This window comes from Pseudoxanthomonas sp. LARHCG66 (assembly GCF_052871755.1).
Window position 1 is genome coordinate 953362 of the sequence record NZ_JBIXJW010000001.1, and the last position, 19586, is coordinate 972947.

Here is a 19586-nt window from a genome sequence, read left to right on the forward strand (position 1 = left end):
GGTTCAGTCGACCAGCCGCTTGCGGAAATACACCACGCGCTCGGTCTCCTCGAAGCCGCAGGCCGCATGCGCCGCATGGCTGGCAGTGTTGTCGAGCAACGCATCCGACGCCAATTCGACGCAGCCGCGTGCACGCGTCCAGGCTTCCACCTGCGCGATCAGCGCACGCCCCACGCCACGTCCGCGCCAGGCGGGGGCGACATACCAGCCCTCCAGGAAACCGACCGGCGAGCCGTCGGTACCGTTGACGTAGTCGTGCCGAAGACTGGCTTCGGCCAGGCCGATGGCATGGCCCTCCCCGTTGAAGGCCAGCAATGCGACGCCGCGCGTGGCGTCCCAGACCCTGGCCTCCTCACGCAGTTCCGCAGCATCGGCATCCGGCCACAGTCCGGCGCGCAATGCGACCCAGGCCGTGACGTCCGACGGCGCGGCCTCTGCGATACGTACCTCGCTCAAGGAAACAGCATCCGCTTGCTCCACGCTCCAGCAGCATCGCATTCGTAGCGCCAGCGCTCGTGCAGCCGGAACTGCGCGCCGTACCAGAACTCGATCGCCTCCGGTGCCACGCGGTAACCGCTCCATCCGTCCGGGCGCGGCACGTCGGCACCGGCGAAGCGTGCCTCCACCTCCGCCATGCGCGTCTCGAAGGCTTCGCGCGAATCCAGCGTCTCGGACTGGATCGAAGCCCACGCGCCCAGCTGGCTCTGGCGCGGGCGGGAGGCGAAGTAGGCATCGGCTTCGGCATCGCTGACCGCCGTCACCGTGCCTTCCACGCGCACCTGGATGCCGGCCTCGCGCAGGCTGCGCCACAGGAACAGCAGCGCGGCCCACGGGTTGTCGTGCAGCTCGCGCCCCTTCTGGCTGTGGGTGTGGGTGTAGAAGACGAAGCCCAGTTCGTCGAACGCCTTCAGCAACACGGTGCGTGCGGAGGGACGGCCGTCCGGCGTGGCGGTGGCCAGCGTCATCGCATTGGGTTCGACTTCGGTGCCCGATGACTTGGCCTCGCCGTAGAGTGTGGCGAACGTGGACAGGGCTTCGGCGTACAGATCGGTCATGGCGTGGTCAGGGCAGCGCCCGCGTGCCGGGCATGCGCTATTGTCGCGCGATGAGGCAGGCTGCGCATCCCGAGGGCTTTCCCGACGTTCTCGTCCGCGACGCGCTGGCCGCCGCGCGCGCATTGCCTGCGCGCACGCCGGTCTTCGCCATCACCGGCCTGCAGGGAAGTGGCAAATCGACGCTGGCCCGCCAGATCGCCACGCAGGCAGAAGCGGCCCACCTGCGCGTCGCCGTGCTGTCGCTGGACGACCTGTACCTGACCCGTGCCGATCGTGTGCGTCTTGCCGGAGATGTGCACCCCATGCTCGCCACGCGCGGGCCGCCGGGGACCCATGACGTGGCGCTCGGCTGCCGCGTACTCGATGCGTTGCGTGCCGGCCAGGACATCGCATTGCCCCGGTTCGACAAGCTGGCCGATGACCGTCTGCCAGAGACCGGATGGCCACGCATCGCGGAACGGGTGGACCTGGTGCTGTTCGAAGGCTGGTGCCTGAACGCCATGCCCGAGGATGACGCGGCCCTGCACGTGCCACTCAATGCGCTGGAACGCGACGAAGACCCTGGCGGCGTGTGGCGCCGGTACTGCAACGACGCCCTGCGCCGCAACTATTCCGCGCTGTGGTCGCGCATCGACGCGCTGTGGTTCCTGCAGCCGCCGGGCTTCGACATCGTGCGGACCTGGCGCTGGCAGCAGGAACAGGCGATGGTGGCGCAGGACCCTGCACGCACCGGCATGGATCGCGCGCAGCTGGACCGCTTCATCCAGCACTACGAGCGGACCAGCCGGCACCTGCTGGCGACGCTGCCGGGAATGGCGGACAGGACGATAGCGCTGGATGAGGCGCGCACCCCGCGTCTGTAGGTGTAGGAGCGACGTGAGTCGCGACCGCACGCCCGCAGGTTCAGCGGCGCATGAGGCTCGGAATTGTCATCCCGCCCAGGCAGTTTCCGTTCGTGCCCGATCCGCGGTCGCGACTCACGTCGCTCCTACAGCGGGTACGCTGATGGCGTCACGCCACTACGAAACTGATCCGCAGGTTCACGCGCCACTCGGTGACGTTGCCGCCATCGTCGGTGACGACCTTGATCTCGTTGACCCAGGCCCCCTTGATGTTCTTCACGGTCTCGGACGTCTTTTTCAGGCCCACCTTCACGGCGTCTTCCATGCTGGTCTTGGATGACGCATTGACCTCGATGATCTTGGCGACGGACATGGTGCTTCCCTCCTCGGTTGCCCCGGCAAGACGCCGGACGGCCACCGTAGACCCGCTGGTGTTAAGGCCACGCCACGCGTGGGCAGTGCTAGCATCTGGAGCATCATGAATCCGGCCCCCAACCTGATCCTGGTCGGCCCCACCGGGGCCGGCAAGACATCCATCGGCAAGCGCGTGGCCGAGCGCTTCGGGCTGGTGTTCGTGGACGCGGACCAGGCCATCGTCGATCGCACCGGCGCCAGCATCACCAGCCTGTTCGAGCACGTCGGCGAAGCCGGCTTCCGCGAGCGCGAGAAGGCGACCCTGGGCGAACTGCTGGCCGGCCATGGCCAACTGGTCTCCACGGGCGGCGGCGCGGTCCTGGATGCGGACAACCGCGTCCTGATGAGGCAGCGCGGCTATGTGGTCTACCTGCAGGTCAGCGTGGAGGCGCAGTTGCGCCGGCTCGGCCGCTGCACCAACCGCCCGTTGCTGCAACGCCCGGACCGCGAACAGGTATTGCAGGACATGGCCACCCTGCGCGAGCCGTTTTATCGTGACGTGGCGGACCTGACCTTGGACACCGACGGCCTGACGCCGCCCGAGGCGACCGCCCGCCTGACCCAGCTGCTGGCGCATCGCTGGCAGCCCATCGAAGAGAACGCATGAGCAACGCACGCACCGTCGACGTCGGCGGCGAGACGCCCTACACCATCGCCATCGGCCCGGGACTGCTGTCCGATGGCACCGCGCTCGCCGGACACGTGCGCGGCCGGCACGTGCTGCTGGTCAGCGACTCCATCGTCGCGCCGCTGTACGCGGGCAGGGTGCGCGAAGCCCTGCATGCCGCGCGCCCCGACCTGGCCATCGGCACCTTCATCCTGCCTGCGGGCGAAGAGTCGAAGACGCTGGCGCATTTCGGCCATGCCATCGAGGCACTGGCCACGCTGGGCGCCACCCGCGACGCCTGCGTGATCGCGCTGGGCGGCGGCGTGGTCGGCGACCTGGCCGGCTTCGCGGCGGCCTGCTGGATGCGCGGCGTGGACTGCGTGCAGGTGCCCACCACGCTGCTGTCGATGGTGGATTCGTCGGTGGGCGGCAAGACCGCCGTCGACATCCCGCAGGGCAAGAACCTGGTGGGCGCGTTCCATCCGCCGCGCGCGGTGTTCGCCGACACGGAGGTATTGGCGACACTGCCACCGCGCGAACTGGGTGCCGGCCTGGCCGAAGTGATCAAGTACGGCGCCATCCGCGATGCGCGCTTCTTCCAGTGGCTGGAGCAGGAACGCGAAGCGCTGCTGGCGATGGACGGCGAGGCGCTGGCACTGGCCATCGCCGCCAGCTGCGAGCACAAGGCCGAGATCGTGGCGCGCGACCCGCTGGAAAAGGGCGAGCGAGCGCTGCTGAACTTCGGCCACACCTTCGGCCACGCCATCGAGACCGAGCAGGGCTACGGCGGCCTGGGCAACGACAACCTCAACCATGGCGAAGCCGTGGCGGTGGGCATGGTGCTGGCCGCGCGGCTTTCCGCCGGGCTCGGCATGGCCCCGGCGACCGACACCGACCGCCTGGAAACCCTGCTGGCGGGCTACGGGCTGCCGACGCATATTCCGGCCGGACTGGCACCGGAGGCCCTGCTTGCCCGCATGCGCCTGGACAAGAAGAACCTGGCCGGGCGCCTGCGGCTGGTGCTGTGGCGGGGCCTGGGCCAGGCCGATGTGGTGCCGGACGTGGACGAAAGCCGCGTGCTGGCGCTGCTGTCCGGCTAAAATGCCGGCATGCGCGTCTTCCTCCAGCAACGCCCCGACGCGGGCGAAGCGCCCCGCTACGTCCAGCTGACCCTGCAGCCCGATCTGTTCGGCGGCTGGGAGCTGTTGCGCGAAACCGGCCAGATCGGCGGTCGCGCCACGCTCAAGCGCGAACAGTACCTGCTGCAGGACGAGGCCAACGCGGCCTTCGAGAAGGCCCGCGACAGCCACCTCAAGCGTGGCTTCCAGCTGATGTTCGCCCGCGGCGCCGACGCGCCCAAGTAACCCTTTCCCCCGGATTCCCGATGACTGCCCTCAAGAACGATCGTTTCCTGCGCGCCCTGCGCCGCGAACCCGTGGACCGCACGCCCGTCTGGCTGATGCGCCAGGCCGGCCGCTACCTCCCGGAGTACCGTGCCACCCGCAAAGAGGCCGGCAGCTTCCTCGGCATGGCGAAGAACCCCGACATCGCCTGCGAAGTCACCCTGCAGCCGCTGCGTCGCTTCGACCTGGACGCGGCGATCCTGTTCTCCGACATCCTGACCATCCCCGATGCGATGGGACTGGGCCTGTACTTCGTCGAAGGCGAAGGCCCGAAGTTCGAGCGCACCGTGCGCAGCGCCGCCGACGCGGCCAAGCTCGGCGTGCCGGACATGGAAACCGAACTGCGCTACGTGATGGATGCGGTGCGCGTGATCCGGCGCGAACTGGACGGCAAGGTGCCGCTGATCGGTTTCTCCGGCAGCCCGTGGACGCTGGCCTGCTACATGGTCGAAGGCGGCGGCAGCAAGGACTTCGCGCGCATCAAGGCGATGGCGCTGAATGAACCGGCGGTGCTGCACCAGCTGCTGTCGGTCAACACCGATGCGGTGATCGCCTACCTGGCCGCGCAGCGCGCGGCCGGCGCACAGGCGCTGCAGGTGTTCGACACTTGGGGTGGCGTGCTGTCGCCGGCGATGTACCGCGAGTTCTCGCTGCCCTACCTGCAGCGCATTGCGCGTGAACTGGAGCGTGGCGACGGCAACGAACGCACGCCGCTGATCCTGTTCGGCAAGGGCACGGCGGCGTATCTGGAAGAGCTGGCCGCCAGCGGCGCCGACGGCGTGGGCGTGGACTGGCTGATCGAACTGGGCGACGCTGCGCGCCGCACACAGGGCAAGGTCGCGCTGCAGGGCAACCTGGATCCGGCCACGCTGTACGGCTCGCCAGACGCCATCCGCCGCGAGGCGCGCCGCGCGCTGGACAGCTATCGCGACGGCAACGGCGGTTCGCGCGAGGGCCACGTCTTCAACCTTGGCCACGGCATGTCGCCGGACATGAACCCGGACCACGTCGCGGTGCTGGTGGACGAAGTGCACGCCTACAGCGCGCGCTGATCCACGCCCTTTCCCGCCGGAGTGACGCAATGGAATGCCGCCCCCTGCTCGCCCCCGCTGCCGCCAGCCTGTTGCTGATGGCAGGGGCACATGCCCGCGCCGAAGACGACCGCGCGCCACACGTCCTGCATGTTGCCGGAGGTGACTTCCCAGCGCTGGTGATGGTGGTGCCGGATGACCACGCATCGCACGCACTGGACGTCGCGCCGGGCTGCGAGCGCATCCGCGCACGCCGCCTGGATGAACTCGCGCCCGGATGGCGGCAACACGTGGTCCGCGTGGAACTGGACTGCGATGACGCCATGGCCGATGACGAAAGCGAAGCGTTCACGGCCGTGAATGCCCGTGCGCTGCTGCATCCTGAGCGCGTGCGGTTGGCGGGCCAGCCGGTGACGGAAGTGCGCCTGATGGATTCCCAGCGCTGGGGCGATCATCAATACGTGCTGGCGACGCCTTACGTCACGGCCGCGCCCGCGCTGCGGCGGTTCGTCGAAGATACCTGCCGCGAACAGGCCATCGCGCGGGAAGCAGTCGACATGGCATGCACGATGCTGAAAGCCGACGATGGCCTTTACCTCCCGGCCGGCGATACCGGCGGGATCTGGATCCACGCCGATCCGGACGACGCCACCCGTACGCTGTACGTCGAAGCCTGGGCGGACTGAGGCCATGCGCTGCCTTGCCCTGTTCCTCCTGGCCTGCATAGCGCCTTCATTCGCTGAAGCAGGCGGACAACCGGCCTTCGTCGGCACGTATGGCCACGGCGCGACCGCACTCCCCGATGACGTGGTGTGGATCGTGCAGCAGGCAGGCGACCACTGGCGCGTCGTGCAGGTGGCCGATGGCGCGGCGTCCGACGCGCATCGATTGCAGCGGCGTGGCCGCGACGCATTCTGGGCCCGCATGGATTGGCCCGAGGGCACCGGCGCCGAAGCGGACTGCCTCAGCTGGGGCGAAAAGCCCGGATCGCTCGAAGACCTGCTGTCGGATGTTCCGCCCGCGCCTTCCGCCCCCGGCGAAGACTACGGCCATGCCCTGCTCTGCCACGTGCCGCAGCCGTCACGCGCACGGATCGCGTGGCTGGCGGACAACACCAGCGACTGGTTCTACTACGATCCTGTGTTCGGCGTGATCGAAGTCCGCGCGTTGCGCTGAGGACGCAGGATCACCCCACGCCCGTGCGGCGTCCGCGCAGCCGTGGCGTGGTGCCGTCCGAGCGCTCCGGCGGCAGGCGATATTCGAAGCGGATCTCGCGCATGCCGTCCGGCACGGCGATCTCCATCATCTCGGGCGACACGCACCGGCCCCGCAGCACGTCGCGGATCGATTGGGCCTCGCTGCGCAGCCGCGCCATGTCCTGCTCGCGTGCGATCACCGCCGGGCGAAGATAGACCGTATCGTCGGCGATCCACATTTCGTCCTCGCGCCCGTCGTTCGTACTGGCCATCACCGCCTCCGGCCTCACGCCGCCCACGGGCAGCGGACTGACCTGCAGGATCTGCCGGCAGCGTCCGGTGTTCAGCACGCGCACCTCCTTGGCGAAGCCGGCGAGCAAGGCCTCGGCCTGCCCCTGCACATCCTCATCGGAAGCAGTATCGGCCTCCACGCTGTAGCGGATCTTGATGAAGTACAGGTCGCGCACGGTCATCGCGAGCACGGACCGGTACCGCTTCTCGCGCATCGGGATCTCCATCGCGAACGAACGTGCCTTGACGGCCAGGTCGCCCAGCATCCCTTCGCCCGCCACCGGCTGCGAGGGGAGCGTCCGCGCGTCGCCCGGGCGCACGTCGCCGGCGCCGCGTTCGCGCGCGATCTGTACGATTTCGTCGACGCTCTGGTCGAACACGCGCTCGAATGCCGGATCGAACATCACGCCGGCCGGGTACAGGTACAGGTCCATCCAGCGATCCGGCTTGCGGGTGTCCTGGTAACGCACCGACACGCCCAGTTCCTGCTGTTCGTAGCGCTTTTCGCCGACGGCCTCCCAGTCGCCCACGCGCAGCGGGTACAGCGCGCGACTGTCGGTGATGTAGTCGCCCAGCAACGGAGGCTGCTGCGTTTCGGCAGCCGCAGTGCCGGCCAGCGCCAGTATCAGCACCAGGAGCACGCCGAGCCCGGGTTTCGCGACCTTCAAGATGCTTCTCCCTTCTCCGGCCCGTCGCTGCGTTCGAGGAGCAATGCGATTGCCATGGCCAGCATGTCGCCGGTCACCGGCTTGCGGATGAAGTCGTCGAAGCCGGCCTGCCGCGCGAGCGGCTCTGCCTCCGCATCGGTGCGCGCGGTCAGCGCGATCAACGGCATGGTCACGCCCCGCAACCGCAACTGCTGCGCCAGCGCCATGCCATCCAGCCCGGGCAGGTCCAGGTCGAGGAACGCCAGGTCGAAGGCAGTGCCCGCGACCTCGGTCAACGCCGCCAGTCCGTGGGGAGCGTGCAGCACGCGATGGCCGCGCGCGCGCAGCAGCCCCGCCACCACGTCCGCCACCGTCGCATCGTCCTCGACCAGCAGGATGTCCAGCGGCCTCACCTGCGTCAGCGTACCCACGGGCGGCACCGGCGCCTGCACCGGTTCGCCAGCACTCGCGTGCAAGGCCGGCAGGTCGACGGAGAAGCGCGTGCCCTTGCCCGGTGCGCTCTCCACCTCGATGCGCCCTCCCATCGCCACCGCCAGTTCCTGGCAGATCGCCAGGCCCAGCCCGCTGCCGCCATAGCGCGAAGTGGTCTGCGCACCCTCGGCCTGCTCGAAACGACGGAAGAGCCGCATCTGCTGCTCGGCGTTGATGCCCGGTCCGGTATCGCCCACCGTCAGGCGCAAGCCCTGCGGCGCCAGCGGCAGTGCATGCAACGAGACATGGCCCGCCTCGGTGAACTTGATGGCGTTGCCCAGCAGGTTCAGCAGGATCTGCCGCAATCGCAGCGGGTCACCGCGCACCACGCGCGGCACGCCCGCCGCGATACCGTCATGGAAAGCGAGCCCGCGCTTGCCCGCCACCGGGCCCATCAGCGCGACCACGTCGCCGATCAGCGCATGCAGGTCGAACTCGATCTGCTGCAGTTCCAGCTTGCCTGCCTCGATCTTCGCCAGGTCCAGCGCATCGTTGACCAGCCGCAGGAGGTGCGTGCCCGCACGCTGGATCGCATTCGTGTAGCCCTGCTGGCGCTCGTCCAGCGGCGTGGCCTGCAGCAGTTCGGTCATGCCCAGCACGCCGGTCATGGGCGTGCGGATCTCGTGACCCAGCGTGGCCAGGAAGCGCGTCTTCGCCAGCGAAGCCTGCTCCGCCACCTCGCGCTTGTGCTCGGCCAGCTGCCATGCACTCCGGCGACGCACCCGCCTGCGATACGCCGCGCCGGCCGCCAGCAGCATCAGCAGGCCCAGGACGGCGAACAGCGCCAGGCCCCAGGTGCTGCGCCACCACGGCGGCAGCACATGGACCTGCAGTATCAGTTCCTTCGATGCGTTGCCGGCGGCATCGAAGGCCTGCACCCGAAGGCGGTAACGGCCCGGCGTCAGCGTGGAGAACACGCGCTCGCCGCTGGAACCCTGGTCCATCCAGCCGCTGTCGAACCCCTCCAGCAGGGAGCGATAACGATTGCCCAGCGGATTCTCGTAGCTCAGCAGGCGGGTGCCCACCAGCAGTTCGTGATCCTCCGGACGCAGTTCCAGCGCCGCCATCGGCGGCAGGTGCAGCACCGTGTCGCCTCGACTCACCTGCAGGCTGTCCAGCACCAGGTTGGGCGTGATCGGTCGGGGATCGGGCAGGTGCGTGTCGAGCAGCGCCACCGAACCGTCCGCGGCCGTCGTGGCGAGCAGCCCGTCGGCGGTCATCAATATGCCGCGATCATTCAGCTCCTGGCTCAGCAAACCTTCGCGCACACCGAAGTTGCGCAGCAATGCGCGCGAGCCACGCAGGTTGGGATCGATGCGGAACAGGCCGCGACGCGTCCCCAGCCACACGCGCCGCTGCGGGTCCACGGCCAGGCCCGTGGACTCGACGGCCGGCAGCCCTTCCGCCGCGCCGATCCGGCGCTCGCGCACCCAGCCATCCGCCTCGCGGCGCCATGCCTCCACTCCCGACATGCGGTGCAGCCAGAGACGGTCGCCATGTTCGAAAGCGAAGGCATACACGCGCTCACTGCCCAGCGCGGGTACGGCGACGAAACGGCCGGCATCGGGGTCCCAGTGCAGCATGCCCTCCGCGCCTCCCAGCCACACGCGGCCACTGGGCGAGACCGCGATACCCTCGATGTCGGGAAGACTGCCGCTTCCGCCCTCTTCCTTGCGGATCGTCCTGAGTACGCGCCCGCTGACGGCGTCGCGCTGCTGCACGCTGCCCATCTGCGTGACCAGCCACAGCGTGTCGTCCCTGGCCTCGACCAGCCAGTCGATGGACGTGTTGTCGGGCGCAGCATCATCCCCTTCATGCGCCCACTGCAGCATCGCGCCGGTTCGCGGATCCGTGCGGATCAAGCCATTGCGGTGGCCGATCCACACCTGTCCACGACGGTCCTCCAGCACGGAGGTGAGGCGCAGTTCCGACAGCAGGGCGGCATGGTGCGGCAGCGGCGTGACGTGGCCGCGGCGCGTATCCAGGCGTTCCACCTTGCCGGTACTGCTGGCGATCCAGACGCCGTCGGCACCCGCCTGCGACAGGCCGCGATACAGCCCGCCACCGAGCCCTTGCGCCGGCGAGAACGCGGCGATGCGCCGCCAATCCGAATGGAGATAGGCCAGGCCGCGCGTCGGCACGGGCACCCACAGGCCACCGTCCGGCAGCGCGATCACCGCCTGCAGCACGCGACCGATGCCCACGCTCTGCGCGTCGTAGTTCACCGGTGCAGGCGCGCGGTCATCCTCGGTCCGCCACAATCCTCCCTGGCTGGCCAGCCAGTACTCGCCCTGGCCGTCGCTGGCCATCGCGATCAACGCATTGGGGCGCGCGAACATCGGCGACCAGGGCGGCGACACCCAGCGGCCCTCGGGCGACCAGCGGTGCACGCCATCGGACGCACCCACCCATACCGAGCCTCCGTCGGCGGTCACCGAATAGATGATCAGCGCATCACCGCCCGGCAACGCCAGCCGCTGTACACGCTGGCCGTCATAGCGCGCCAGGCCGCCCATGGTGCCGATCCACAGCACGCCCTTGGCATCGAACGCCAGCGACAGCACGCTGTCCGACGGCAGGCCTCCGGCATCCCCAGCGTCCGCCGCGAACCGCGTGATGCCGCCATCGCCCGACAACCGGTGCAATCCGCCGCCGAACGTGCCGAACCAGAGGTCGTTGCCGCGACTGGTGATCGCGAACACCTCGTCGCTGCCCATCTGCGGATGGGTGGCCTGGCGGTAGTGCCGGAAACCCTTCCGATCGTTCCCCATCATGCTCAGGCCGCCGTTCTCGGTCGCCACCCAGACCCGGTCTGCGGCATCGATATGCAGCGCCTGCACCACGTTGCCGGGCAGCGATGCCGGATCGGCAGGATCGTGTCGCCACACCTTGAACCCGACACCGTCGTAACGGGCCAGGCCATCCCAGGTAGCCACCCACAGGTAACCGGCGCGATCGCGCGCAAGCGCGGGAATGGTGGTGGAAGGCAGCCCGTCACCCGCGCCGAGCAGGCGGAAGCGCGGAATCTCGGGCACGGTCGCCGGCGCGGACGCGCACAGCAGACACAGCAGCAACAGCCACCACGCACGCATCACCATTCCTGCCCGCCTTCATTCCCTGGTTGCCCCTCGGGCATCGTCGCAACGGACCGTTGCACGCGCAAGCGGGGTATCTTCATGGGCCGGCCCCTAGAATCCGTCCCCATGCCCGGATCGTCCTCCCGCCGCCTGTTGTTGCGCGCCCTCTGCCTCGCGGCCTTGCTGCCGGCGGCCGCGTCCGCGCGAGACGCACTGGCCGAGTACCGGCTGGACCCGGTGCATACACGGGTGATGTTCGCCATCAGCCACGCCGGCTTCTCGCAAGCCATCGGCACTGTCTCCGGCAGCACCGGCACCCTCGCTTTCGATCCCGGGGACTGGACGCGCGCGCGTGTCGATGTGCGCGTACCGCTGGCGCGCGTGGACCTGGGCGACGCGGACTGGAACAAGGCCACGCTGGCGAAATCCCTGCTGGATGCCGAAGGCCACCCCGAAGCGCATTTCGTGTCCACGCGCGTGGAGCCCATCGACGCGGCACATGCGCGAGCGCACGGGGAACTGACCTTGCGCGGCGTCACGCGCGACATCGTCCTCGATGTCGTGCTGAATGCCGTCAAGCGTCATCCGATGCCACCGTTCCGCCGTACGGTGGGATTTTCCGCCACCACGACGATCAGCCGCGCCGATTTCGGCATCACGGCATGGAAGTCGGTGATCGGCGACCAGGTGGAACTGCGCATCGAAGCCGAAGCCACGCACGATGGCAAGGCCGACGACCGCAACACCGACATCCTGCCTTCCCCGCCACCGCCGGAGCCGACGCCATGACCCTCAAGAACACCGACCAGCGCTGGGGTGCGATCAGCCAACTGTTCCACTGGCTCATCGTGGTGCTGATCCTGGTGATGGCCTACCTCGGCCTGACCATGGGCGACCTGCCCAACGGGCCGCGCAAGATCGACATCTACGCGCTGCACAAGTCGATCGGCCTGACCATCCTGGCGCTGGTCGTACTGCGCGTGCTGTGGCGTGTGTATGCCGGCGCACCGGCGCCGGTGCCGGGCACGCCCACCTGGCAGCAGCGCATCGCGTCGGTGACGCACGTGCTGCTGTACGCGCTGCTGGTCGCCATTCCGCTATCCGGCTGGGTGCTGAACTCGTCGGCGGGCTATCCGCTGCAGTGGTTCAAGCTGTTCAACCTGCCGGCCATCACCGGGCGCAACGACGGCGTGCACGAAGCGGCCGAAGGCGCGCACGAACTGCTGTTCTGGGTACTCGTCGTGCTGGTGGTCGCCCATGCCGCTGCCGCGCTGTACCACCATCTCTTCCAGGGCGACGCCACGCTGACCCGCATGCTGCCGGGACGCCGCAAGGCCATTGCTTCCGCTCCCCCTTCCCCCACACCGCAGGATTCTCCCGATGAAATCGTCTGACCGCGCGCGCCTGGCGCTCGCTTCCCTGTTGCTGGCCACCGCGCCGGCCATGGCCGCCGACTACGTGCAGGCCCCCGGCTCCACGCTGGTCTTTGCCAGCAACTACCAGGGCGAAACCTTCACCGGCAAGTTCGGCAGCTTCACCACCACGATGAGCTTCGATCCCAAGCAGCTGGCCACCAGCAAGCTGGACGTCGCCATCCAGCTCGCCGGCACGCAGACCGGCAACAAGGACCGCGACGACACGCTGGTCTCGGCCGACTTCTTCAACGTGGGCAAGTTCGCGCAGGCCCGCTACACGGCGACCAAGTTCCGCGCGCTCGGCGGCAACCAGTACGCCGCGGACGGCACGCTGTCGCTGCGTGGTGCCAGCAAGCCCGTGACGTTGACGTTCACCTGGACGCCCGGCGCGCAGCCGGTGCTGACGGGCAAGGCCACCGTGAAGCGCCTGGACTTCGGCATCGGCGGCGGTGACTGGGCCGATACCTCGACCATCCCGAATGACGTGGCCATCAGCACGAAGGTGGTACTGAAACCCAGGCCCTGAGGCCCGGCATCTTCAGCCGGCCGGCACCGCAGGAATGCCGAAACACCCGCGCCTTCCCGCTTCGTCCGTGAGGCAGGCGCGATGTGCACCCTCCCCCGCCGCCGCAACGTCGGGACGGATGACGAGACCGAACACGTCGCCTGCCCGCGTCAGCAGGACGACTTCCCAGATCGTGTCGTTGCCGCCCAGTTGCGGAAACCCCTGCCCATCGTGGTCCGCCGCCCGCAAGGGAGCGCCGGCGGCATCGCGCAGCATGCGGCGCAGGTTGCGCAGATCGAGATCGGCGGGCGCGCTGGTCACCGCTTTCAGCAGCACGATGCGTTCGATGGCATCCACCGGCAGCACCTGCGAGAGCGTCCGGCCTTGCCACGCGAAAGCCTCGGCACGGCCCGGGCCCGTCTTCGCCAGGTCCACGTCCGTTGCCGAGGCACTGCCGGACGCGATGCCCAGCAAGGCAAGCCAATGCGGCCAGGCGCGCATGTTCAAGGCAGCCACGCCTTCACACGGTCCGCACTGAACGGCCAATCCAGCTCCGCCCCCGTCGCGTCGTCGCACAGCACCGGCACCCGCGCGCCGTAACGCGCCTCCAGCACGTCGTCATGGTCGATGAAGACGCTTTCGAACGCCGGTACCCGTGAAGCGGCCAGCACGTCCAGCGCCAGATCGCACAGGTGGCAATCGTCACGCTGGTAAAGGATCAGGGGCATCGAGGTCCTCGTTCCGGCAATCTGCTGCGACGCGGGAAGGGTTGTCCGCGCCGGCGGCATAGAATACGCGGCATGGCAGTCAGCACGTTCGACCTCTTCAAGATCGGCATCGGTCCCAGTTCGTCCCACACGGTCGGCCCCATGCGGGCCGCCGCGCGTTTTGTCGCCCGCTGGCTGGAAGAACCCGGCCGCCTGCACGACGTGGCGCGGATACGTGCGGAAGTGTTCGGCTCACTGGCCCTTACCGGCCGCGGCCACGGCACCGACAAGGCCGTGCTGATGGGGCTGGAAGGCCATTACCCCAACGAGATCGACCCGGACATCATTCCGCCGGCGCTGGAGCGCATCCGCAAGGACAAGCGCCTGCTGCTGGGCGGCACCCACGCGGTCGCCTTCGACGAGAAACGCGATCTGCTGATGAACAAGCGACAGAAGCTGCCCTACCACACCAACGGCATGCGCTTCACCGCCTACGACGCGCAGGACGAGGTGATCGCCACGCGCGACTACTACTCCGTCGGTGGCGGGTTCGTCGTCAATCAGGATGACGCCGCGGTGGATCGCATCGTCGCTGACGAGACCCCGCTGCCGTATCCGTTCAAGAGCGGCGACGAGCTGTTGGCCCAGTGCCAGCGCAGCGGACTGAGCATCGCCCAGCTGATGTTCGAGAACGAGAAGGCCTGGCGCAGCGAGGACGAGATCCGCGACGGACTCCGCGCGATCTGGAACGCCATGCAGTCGTGCATGGCGCGCGGCATCCGCGAGGAAGGCACCCTGCCTGGCGGCCTGCACGTCTCGCGGCGCGCACCCGCGCTGCATCGCGAACTGTCCAGCAAGCCCGAAGCCGCCATGCGCGATCCACTGACCGTGCTGGACTGGGTGAACCTGTATGCGCTGGCGGTGAACGAGGAGAACGCCGCCGGTGGCCGCGTGGTCACCGCGCCCACCAACGGCGCGGCCGGCATCATTCCGGCGGTGCTGCACTACTTCGACCGCTTCTGTCCCGGCAACAGCGAGCAGCGCGTGTTCGATTTCATGCTCACTGCCGCGGCCATCGGCATCCTTTACAAGGAAAACGCCAGCATCAGCGGCGCCGAAGTGGGCTGCCAGGGCGAGGTGGGCGTGGCGTGCTCGATGGCCGCCGGCGGGCTGGTCGCCGCACTCGGCGGCACGCCGAGCCAGATCGAGAATGCGGCCGAGATCGGCATGGAGCACAACCTGGGCCTGACCTGCGATCCGATCGGCGGGCTGGTGCAGATTCCGTGCATCGAACGCAACGCGATGGGCGCAGTGAAGGCGATCAACGCCAGCCGCATGGCCATGCGCGGCGACGGCAAGCACAAGGTCAGTCTGGACAAGGTCATCAAGACCATGCGCGACACCGGCCGCGACATGCAGGACAAGTACAAGGAAACCAGCCGCGGTGGGTTGGCGGTGAATGTGATCGAGTGTTAGGCGGCATGACGTGAATCTTCACGACCTTGAAAAGCTGGCATTGCGTCTGAACGAGCTTTACGAGCAGCTTGAGATCAAACGTTATGGCCGCGTCTGGACCACTGAGGAACTGGCACTCGGGTTCGTCGGAGACGTTGGTGACCTGGCAAAGCTGATCCAGGCCAATGCCGGCGTCAGGCATATCGATGACTGCAAAGCCAAGCTTGGCCATGAACTGTCTGACTGCCTGTGGTCAATCATTGTTCTGGCGCACAAGTGCGGCATCGACTTGCAGGGCGAGTTCGTCGGAAATGTCACCGAACTGACCGAGCGTGTCTCCCGCGAACTGGGTGCAGATGCAGGTGCCACCTGACAGGTTCGCCCAAACCTGATCTTCTTTTTCGGCAGGCTTGATGCTGTCCCCCGGATACGGCCTCCGGCCTCATGCAGGCCACGCGGCAACGACAGCCTGTTGACCCGCCCCCAGATATCCCGTCCCCGGTGAACCTGTCGAACCACGAACGGGTGTGGTCAGGGTAGCCCAGGTAGAGCGCAGCCAAACCAGCGCTCCGTGAGCCCAGCCTGGGGCACTACCGAGCTACGCGGCTACCGTAACAAGGACCGGTCCGATCACTCCGCTCCTCGAGACAGCGTCATCGAGCGCCAGCATCGCGGCGGGACGGCTCACACGCCGCGCTGTCCCGATCACAGTTAGCTGTCGCCCGGTTGTCGCGCTCGGCCATGCCTTTGCCGATGGAATACCCAAACCAGACAACCAAGCACACAAGCAGCACGGCGGGCATGAGCCATGAAGACGCGGCGCTCGCCGGCTTGGGCAGCGAAGGCCCCGTAGAGATGTCGATTGGCAGCTGAGTCCCGGCGATCAGACGCACTGGTACGTCCAGAGCCGCAGCCAATGCCATGCACGTTTCTTGGGATGCTGCCGAGCCTGCCTCGATCCGCTGCAGCGTCCGCGTGCTCAGCCCGGCTACCGTCGCCAGATGCTCCTGCGACCATGCGCGCTGTTCCCTCAGAGTTCGGATCCGTTCCGCGTTCAGTTTCATGTCCATGATGGTTTCAGGGTCCATGCCAGTGTAGGTGAGCCGTAAGCGTCGGAGGAGGACCGCCCCGGTACCACGACAAGAACCCGACACCAGGCCGACACCGCCCGCGGCGATGCCGCGCTTTCCCTTTAGGCACGCGGGTCCGCGCCGATACCCTTTTTGGTAAACCTACTTACCGGAGACGTGCCCTGTCCAGTCCCACGGACATGGCCCGCCGCGTCCGTCCTTCCTGGCGGTGCCGGCTGGCCGCCTGGTGCCTGCCCCTGCTGGGCGGGATGGCGGCGTTTTGCCCGTCGGCACAGGCGCTCGACCCCTCCAAGTCGTTCCACCACTACGTGCGCAATCACTGGGCGCTGGAACAGGGCCTGCCCCAGCTGAGCGTCCTGGCCATCGCCCAGGACCGGCCTGGCTACCTCTGGTTCGGCACCCAGGCCGGGCTCAGCCGCTTCGACGGGGTGCGCTTCACCAATTTCGACCTGGACAACACGCCCGGCTTGCCCAGCACGTGGATCGAGGCGTTGCACACCGATGACGAAGGACGCCTGTGGATCGGCACGCCACAGGGGTTGGCGGTGCGCGAAGGCAACCAGGTCACGCCGCTGGCCCTGGCCGACGGCGAAGCACCGGGCGTGGTGGACGTGAACGCGCTGGCACGCGATGCCCGCGGAAGGCTGCTGATGGCCTCGAACCGGGGCGTGATGGTGGTCGTTGGCCGCCGCCTGCAGACCCTCCACCGGATCGAGGACGGCGGCGCGCTGGCTCTTCATGTCGACGCCGACGGGACGCTGTGGGCCGGTAGCCGCGGACGGGTGCACGTCTTCGATGGCGCAGGCGAACGCACGCTGACACTGCCCGGCAACGTCTCCGCGGACGCGATCACCTCGCTGGCACGCCACGATGGACGGCTCTGGGCCGGGTGCGGTACCGGCCTGTTCGTGTTCGATGGCCGCCACTGGCAGCGGCACGGCGAAGTCGCGCCGGTGAGCGGCGGCGTGCAGGCACTGCACGAGGACCGCGACGGCATCCTGTGGGCGAGCACGCGCGACACGCTCTACCGCTTTCGCCAGGGCCGACTGCTGGAACGGATCCGCGCCTCAGGTCCGCTGGCGGAGATCCGCGCGCTCTACGAAGACCGTGAATCCAACCTCTGGCTGGGCAGCAACAACGAAGGCGTCAGCCGCGCCTGGAACGGCTGGACGCGCCGTTACAGTCGAGCGGAAGGGCTGGCCCAGCCTCTGCTGTGGTCGGCCGCGCGGGCCCCCGATGGCCGTACATGGGTGGGCAGCGACGACGGCGTGAGCGTGCTGGAAAGCGGGCGTTTCCGCACGCTGATACCGGGACGCGCACTGCCACATCCCGCCGCCTACAGCCTGTTGCCCGAGAACGGGCAGACGTGGATCGGAACGCGCAACGGCGCGGCGCTCTACCGCGATGGACGCGTGCAGCGCCCGCGCATGCTGGCGGCGATGGACACCGCGCAGGTCAACGGCATCGTGCGGGACCGGAGCGGACGGCTCTGGTTCGCCACCAGCACCGGGCTGTACCGCTGGGATGGCGGAGACCGGCTGCACCGCTACGCCGAACAGGCGGGCCTGCGCGACATCCGCGTGCGCGTACTGCTGGAAACCCGTGACGGCCGCCTGCTGGTCGGCACGCAGAGCGGCCTGTACGAGTTCGTCGACGAGCAGTTGCTCGCAATCCCGTTTGGCGGCACCGGCCTGGACGCGCCGCACATCGTCGCATTGCACGAACTCGCCGGCGGGCAATGGGTGGCAGGCACGCTGTCGGAGGAAATGCTGCTCCTGTTCGACGGCCAGCGCTGGACGCGCCTGGACAAGCAGCGCGGCATTCCCGCAAACGCCGCGTTCTTCTTTGGCGAGGACGCCAGCGGATTCCTTTGGGTCGGTGGCCTGCGCGGGATCTATCGGGTCGCCGTCGCGGACCTGCTGGCCGCCACCGAAGATCCCGGTGTGCGCGTCAACGCCAGGACGCTGCTCAACGAACGCGGCGACCGCCACGGCGGCCAGAAGGGGGACTGCTGCAATGGCGCGGGCAACAGCCGCGGGTTCCTGGTCGACAACGCTCTATGGCTGCCCACGCGCGACGGCGTGGTGGTGATGGCGACGGACCAGGACCTGGCCAACGCCTACGTGCCCGAATCGGTGGTCGAACGCGTGCAGGTCCAGGGCAAGTGGCGCCCGGCGGATCCCGCCGCCGACTGGTCGCTGCCCAGCGCGGCGCGCGACCTGCGCTTCGAGTTCACCACCCTCAGTTTCCAGGCCTCGGACCACATCGACATCCGCTATCGCCTGAAGGGTTACGACGAAGACTGGCGGTTGCTGGAAGACCCCCACCAGCGCAGCGCGACCTATACCAACCTGCCCGCCGGACGTTACGTGTTCGAGGTCATCGGCACCAACAACAGTGGCGTATCCGGCCGTGCCGCCGCCATGCAGTCGTTCTCCATCGCTCCGTATTTCTACGAGAGCGCATGGTTCTACCTGCTGGTGGCGGTCAGCCTGGCGATCCTGGTGGTGCTTTCCAACCGCTGGGTGCTGCGACGCCACCACAACCGGCGCATCGCACTGGAACGGCTCGTGCAGCAGCGCACGCGGGACCTGCAGCAGGCCAACCGGCAACTGGAAGCCATCAGTCTCACCGACCCGCTGACCGGCCTGCACAACCGTCGCTACCTGACCCGGCAGCTCCCCGCCGATATCGCGTACTACCAGCGCATGCCCGGCTTCGCGGCCGGGGTCGACGTACTGGCCTTCGCGCTGCTGGACATCGACCACTTCAAGTCGATCAACGATGGCCATGGCCACCAGGCGGGTGACCACGTGCTGCAGACCGTCGCGCATCGGCTGCGCACGCTGTCGCGCGACGGCGACTACGTGATCCGTTGGGGTGGGGAAGAATTCCTGATGGTGTTCAGGCCGATGCCGCGGCACGAGCTGCATGCGCTGGGCCGGCGCATCTGCACCGCCATCGCCGCACAACCGATCGAAGTGGCCGGCGCGCACCTGCAGGTGACGGCCTCCCTGGGCCTGATCGGCTATCCCCCCTTCGCGACCGCGCCCGACCTGCTGGGCTGGGAACAGCTGGTTTCGCTGGCGGATCGCGCGCTGTACGAGGTGAAGGCGAACGGCCGCAATGGCTGGGCGCTCTACGAAGCCACGACGTTGCCATTGCCTCCGCTCGATCCCGACCTGCTGCGCCGCGACCCCGGCGAGCTGGTCCGTCGCGGCAACCTCGCGTTGCGCGGCCCACATCATCCGCTCGCCACGCCGCCCGCATCTCTGCCGCAGGATTGACGTCATCCGAAGGGCATCCGCGATACGCTGGCGTGCCACGTTGCGGAACCGTTGCATGAAGACTGTTCACT

General features: G+C 68.3%; 21 protein-coding genes. 13 read left to right on the forward strand and 8 right to left on the reverse strand.

Annotation, left to right across the window (positions count from 1 at the left end; translation table 11 throughout):
* Positions 1–3 precede the first annotated feature (3 nt).
* A complete protein-coding gene (gene aac(6'), locus ACIPRS_RS04605; protein WP_446537660.1) occupies positions 4–498 on the reverse strand; it encodes an aminoglycoside 6'-N-acetyltransferase in 495 nt (164 codons plus the stop codon).
* Positions 453–1055, reverse strand: a complete 603-nt coding sequence (gene pdxH / locus ACIPRS_RS04610; protein ID WP_446537661.1) for a pyridoxamine 5'-phosphate oxidase — start codon at positions 1053–1055, stop codon at positions 453–455. Before pdxH ends, aac(6') begins: the two co-directional genes overlap by 46 nt.
* A 32-nt stretch (positions 1056–1087) precedes the next feature.
* Here pdxH and ACIPRS_RS04615 point away from each other — a divergent pair, with 32 nt between their 5' ends.
* Positions 1088–1918: a kinase gene (locus ACIPRS_RS04615; RefSeq protein ID WP_446537662.1), complete on the forward strand. Its 831-nt coding sequence runs from the start codon at positions 1088–1090 to the stop codon at positions 1916–1918.
* A 148-nt stretch (positions 1919–2066) separates the two neighbouring features.
* On the opposite strand, the gene ACIPRS_RS04620 is transcribed toward ACIPRS_RS04615, so the two are convergent.
* Positions 2067–2270, reverse strand: coding sequence for a dodecin family protein (locus tag ACIPRS_RS04620; protein WP_142123577.1), 204 nt, complete (start codon positions 2268–2270; stop codon positions 2067–2069).
* Positions 2271–2375: 105 nt separating this feature from the next.
* Between ACIPRS_RS04620 and ACIPRS_RS04625 the strand changes: the two genes are divergently transcribed.
* The 6 genes from ACIPRS_RS04625 to ACIPRS_RS04650 are packed head-to-tail and all read left to right on the forward strand — an operon-like array spanning position 2376 to position 6528.
* Positions 2376–2918 carry a shikimate kinase gene (locus ACIPRS_RS04625; RefSeq protein WP_446537663.1) on the forward strand — a complete coding sequence of 181 codons (543 nt, stop codon included), beginning with the start codon at positions 2376–2378 and terminating at the stop codon, positions 2916–2918.
* Positions 2915–4018 carry a 3-dehydroquinate synthase gene (gene aroB / locus ACIPRS_RS04630; protein WP_446537664.1) on the forward strand — a complete coding sequence of 368 codons (1104 nt, stop codon included), beginning with the start codon at positions 2915–2917 and terminating at the stop codon, positions 4016–4018. Before ACIPRS_RS04625 ends, aroB begins: the two co-directional genes overlap by 4 nt.
* A gap of 9 nt (positions 4019–4027) precedes the next feature.
* Complete coding sequence (locus ACIPRS_RS04635; protein ID WP_093300856.1) at positions 4028–4282, forward strand: WGR domain-containing protein; 255 nt, start codon at positions 4028–4030, stop codon at positions 4280–4282.
* 20 nt (positions 4283–4302) lie between these two features.
* Complete coding sequence (hemE, locus tag ACIPRS_RS04640) at positions 4303–5373, forward strand: uroporphyrinogen decarboxylase (RefSeq protein ID WP_446537665.1); 1071 nt, start codon at positions 4303–4305, stop codon at positions 5371–5373.
* Positions 5374–5402: 29 nt separating this feature from the next.
* Positions 5403–6038 carry a hypothetical protein gene (locus tag ACIPRS_RS04645; RefSeq protein WP_446537666.1) on the forward strand — a complete coding sequence of 212 codons (636 nt, stop codon included), beginning with the start codon at positions 5403–5405 and terminating at the stop codon, positions 6036–6038.
* A gap of 4 nt (positions 6039–6042) precedes the next feature.
* On the forward strand, positions 6043–6528 hold the full coding sequence (locus tag ACIPRS_RS04650; protein ID WP_446537667.1) for a hypothetical protein: 486 nt from the start codon (positions 6043–6045) through the stop codon (positions 6526–6528).
* Positions 6529–6538: 10 nt separating this feature from the next.
* Here ACIPRS_RS04650 and ACIPRS_RS04655 read toward each other — a convergent pair whose 3' ends face one another.
* Together ACIPRS_RS04655 and ACIPRS_RS04660 are read right to left on the reverse strand one after the other, a co-directional pair.
* Entirely contained in the window at positions 6539–7507 is a 969-nt protein-coding gene (locus ACIPRS_RS04655) for a hypothetical protein (RefSeq protein ID WP_446537668.1), read from the reverse strand.
* Entirely contained in the window at positions 7504–11070 is a 3567-nt protein-coding gene (locus tag ACIPRS_RS04660) for an ATP-binding protein (RefSeq protein ID WP_446537669.1), read from the reverse strand. Before ACIPRS_RS04660 ends, ACIPRS_RS04655 begins: the two co-directional genes overlap by 4 nt.
* Positions 11071–11181: 111 nt before the next feature.
* Between ACIPRS_RS04660 and ACIPRS_RS04665 the strand changes: the two genes are divergently transcribed.
* The 3 genes from ACIPRS_RS04665 to ACIPRS_RS04675 are packed head-to-tail and all read left to right on the forward strand — an operon-like array spanning position 11182 to position 12996.
* Positions 11182–11844 carry a YceI family protein gene (locus ACIPRS_RS04665; RefSeq protein ID WP_446537670.1) on the forward strand — a complete coding sequence of 221 codons (663 nt, stop codon included), beginning with the start codon at positions 11182–11184 and terminating at the stop codon, positions 11842–11844.
* Entirely contained in the window at positions 11841–12449 is a 609-nt protein-coding gene (locus ACIPRS_RS04670) for a cytochrome b (protein WP_446537671.1), read from the forward strand. The genes ACIPRS_RS04665 and ACIPRS_RS04670 overlap by 4 nt, the downstream gene beginning before the upstream one ends.
* Positions 12436–12996, forward strand: a complete 561-nt coding sequence (locus ACIPRS_RS04675) for a YceI family protein (protein ID WP_446537672.1) — start codon at positions 12436–12438, stop codon at positions 12994–12996. The genes ACIPRS_RS04670 and ACIPRS_RS04675 overlap by 14 nt, the downstream gene beginning before the upstream one ends.
* Positions 12997–13008: 12 nt before the next feature.
* Here the strand turns inward: ACIPRS_RS04675 and ACIPRS_RS04680 are convergent, their stop codons facing one another.
* Together ACIPRS_RS04680 and ACIPRS_RS04685 are read right to left on the reverse strand one after the other, a co-directional pair.
* A complete protein-coding gene (locus ACIPRS_RS04680; RefSeq protein WP_446537673.1) occupies positions 13009–13482 on the reverse strand; it encodes a hypothetical protein in 474 nt (157 codons plus the stop codon).
* Positions 13479–13703, reverse strand: a complete 225-nt coding sequence (locus ACIPRS_RS04685) for a glutaredoxin family protein (RefSeq protein ID WP_446537674.1) — start codon at positions 13701–13703, stop codon at positions 13479–13481. The genes ACIPRS_RS04680 and ACIPRS_RS04685 overlap by 4 nt, the downstream gene beginning before the upstream one ends.
* A 72-nt stretch (positions 13704–13775) precedes the next feature.
* Between ACIPRS_RS04685 and ACIPRS_RS04690 the strand changes: the two genes are divergently transcribed.
* Both ACIPRS_RS04690 and ACIPRS_RS04695 read left to right on the forward strand, forming a co-directional pair.
* Positions 13776–15158, forward strand: coding sequence for an L-serine ammonia-lyase (locus ACIPRS_RS04690; RefSeq protein WP_446537675.1), 1383 nt, complete (start codon positions 13776–13778; stop codon positions 15156–15158).
* A 10-nt stretch (positions 15159–15168) separates the two neighbouring features.
* Positions 15169–15510 (forward strand): nucleotide pyrophosphohydrolase, encoded by a 342-nt coding sequence (locus ACIPRS_RS04695; RefSeq protein WP_446537676.1) that lies wholly within the window; start codon positions 15169–15171, stop codon positions 15508–15510.
* Positions 15511–15790: 280 nt separating this feature from the next.
* On the opposite strand, the gene ACIPRS_RS04700 is transcribed toward ACIPRS_RS04695, so the two are convergent.
* A complete protein-coding gene (locus ACIPRS_RS04700) occupies positions 15791–16225 on the reverse strand; it encodes a helix-turn-helix transcriptional regulator (RefSeq protein WP_446537677.1) in 435 nt (144 codons plus the stop codon).
* A gap of 182 nt (positions 16226–16407) precedes the next feature.
* On the opposite strand from ACIPRS_RS04700, the gene ACIPRS_RS04705 reads away from it, so the two are divergent.
* Positions 16408–19515 carry a two-component regulator propeller domain-containing protein gene (locus ACIPRS_RS04705; protein ID WP_446537678.1) on the forward strand — a complete coding sequence of 1036 codons (3108 nt, stop codon included), beginning with the start codon at positions 16408–16410 and terminating at the stop codon, positions 19513–19515.
* Positions 19516–19586: the final 71 nt, after the last annotated feature.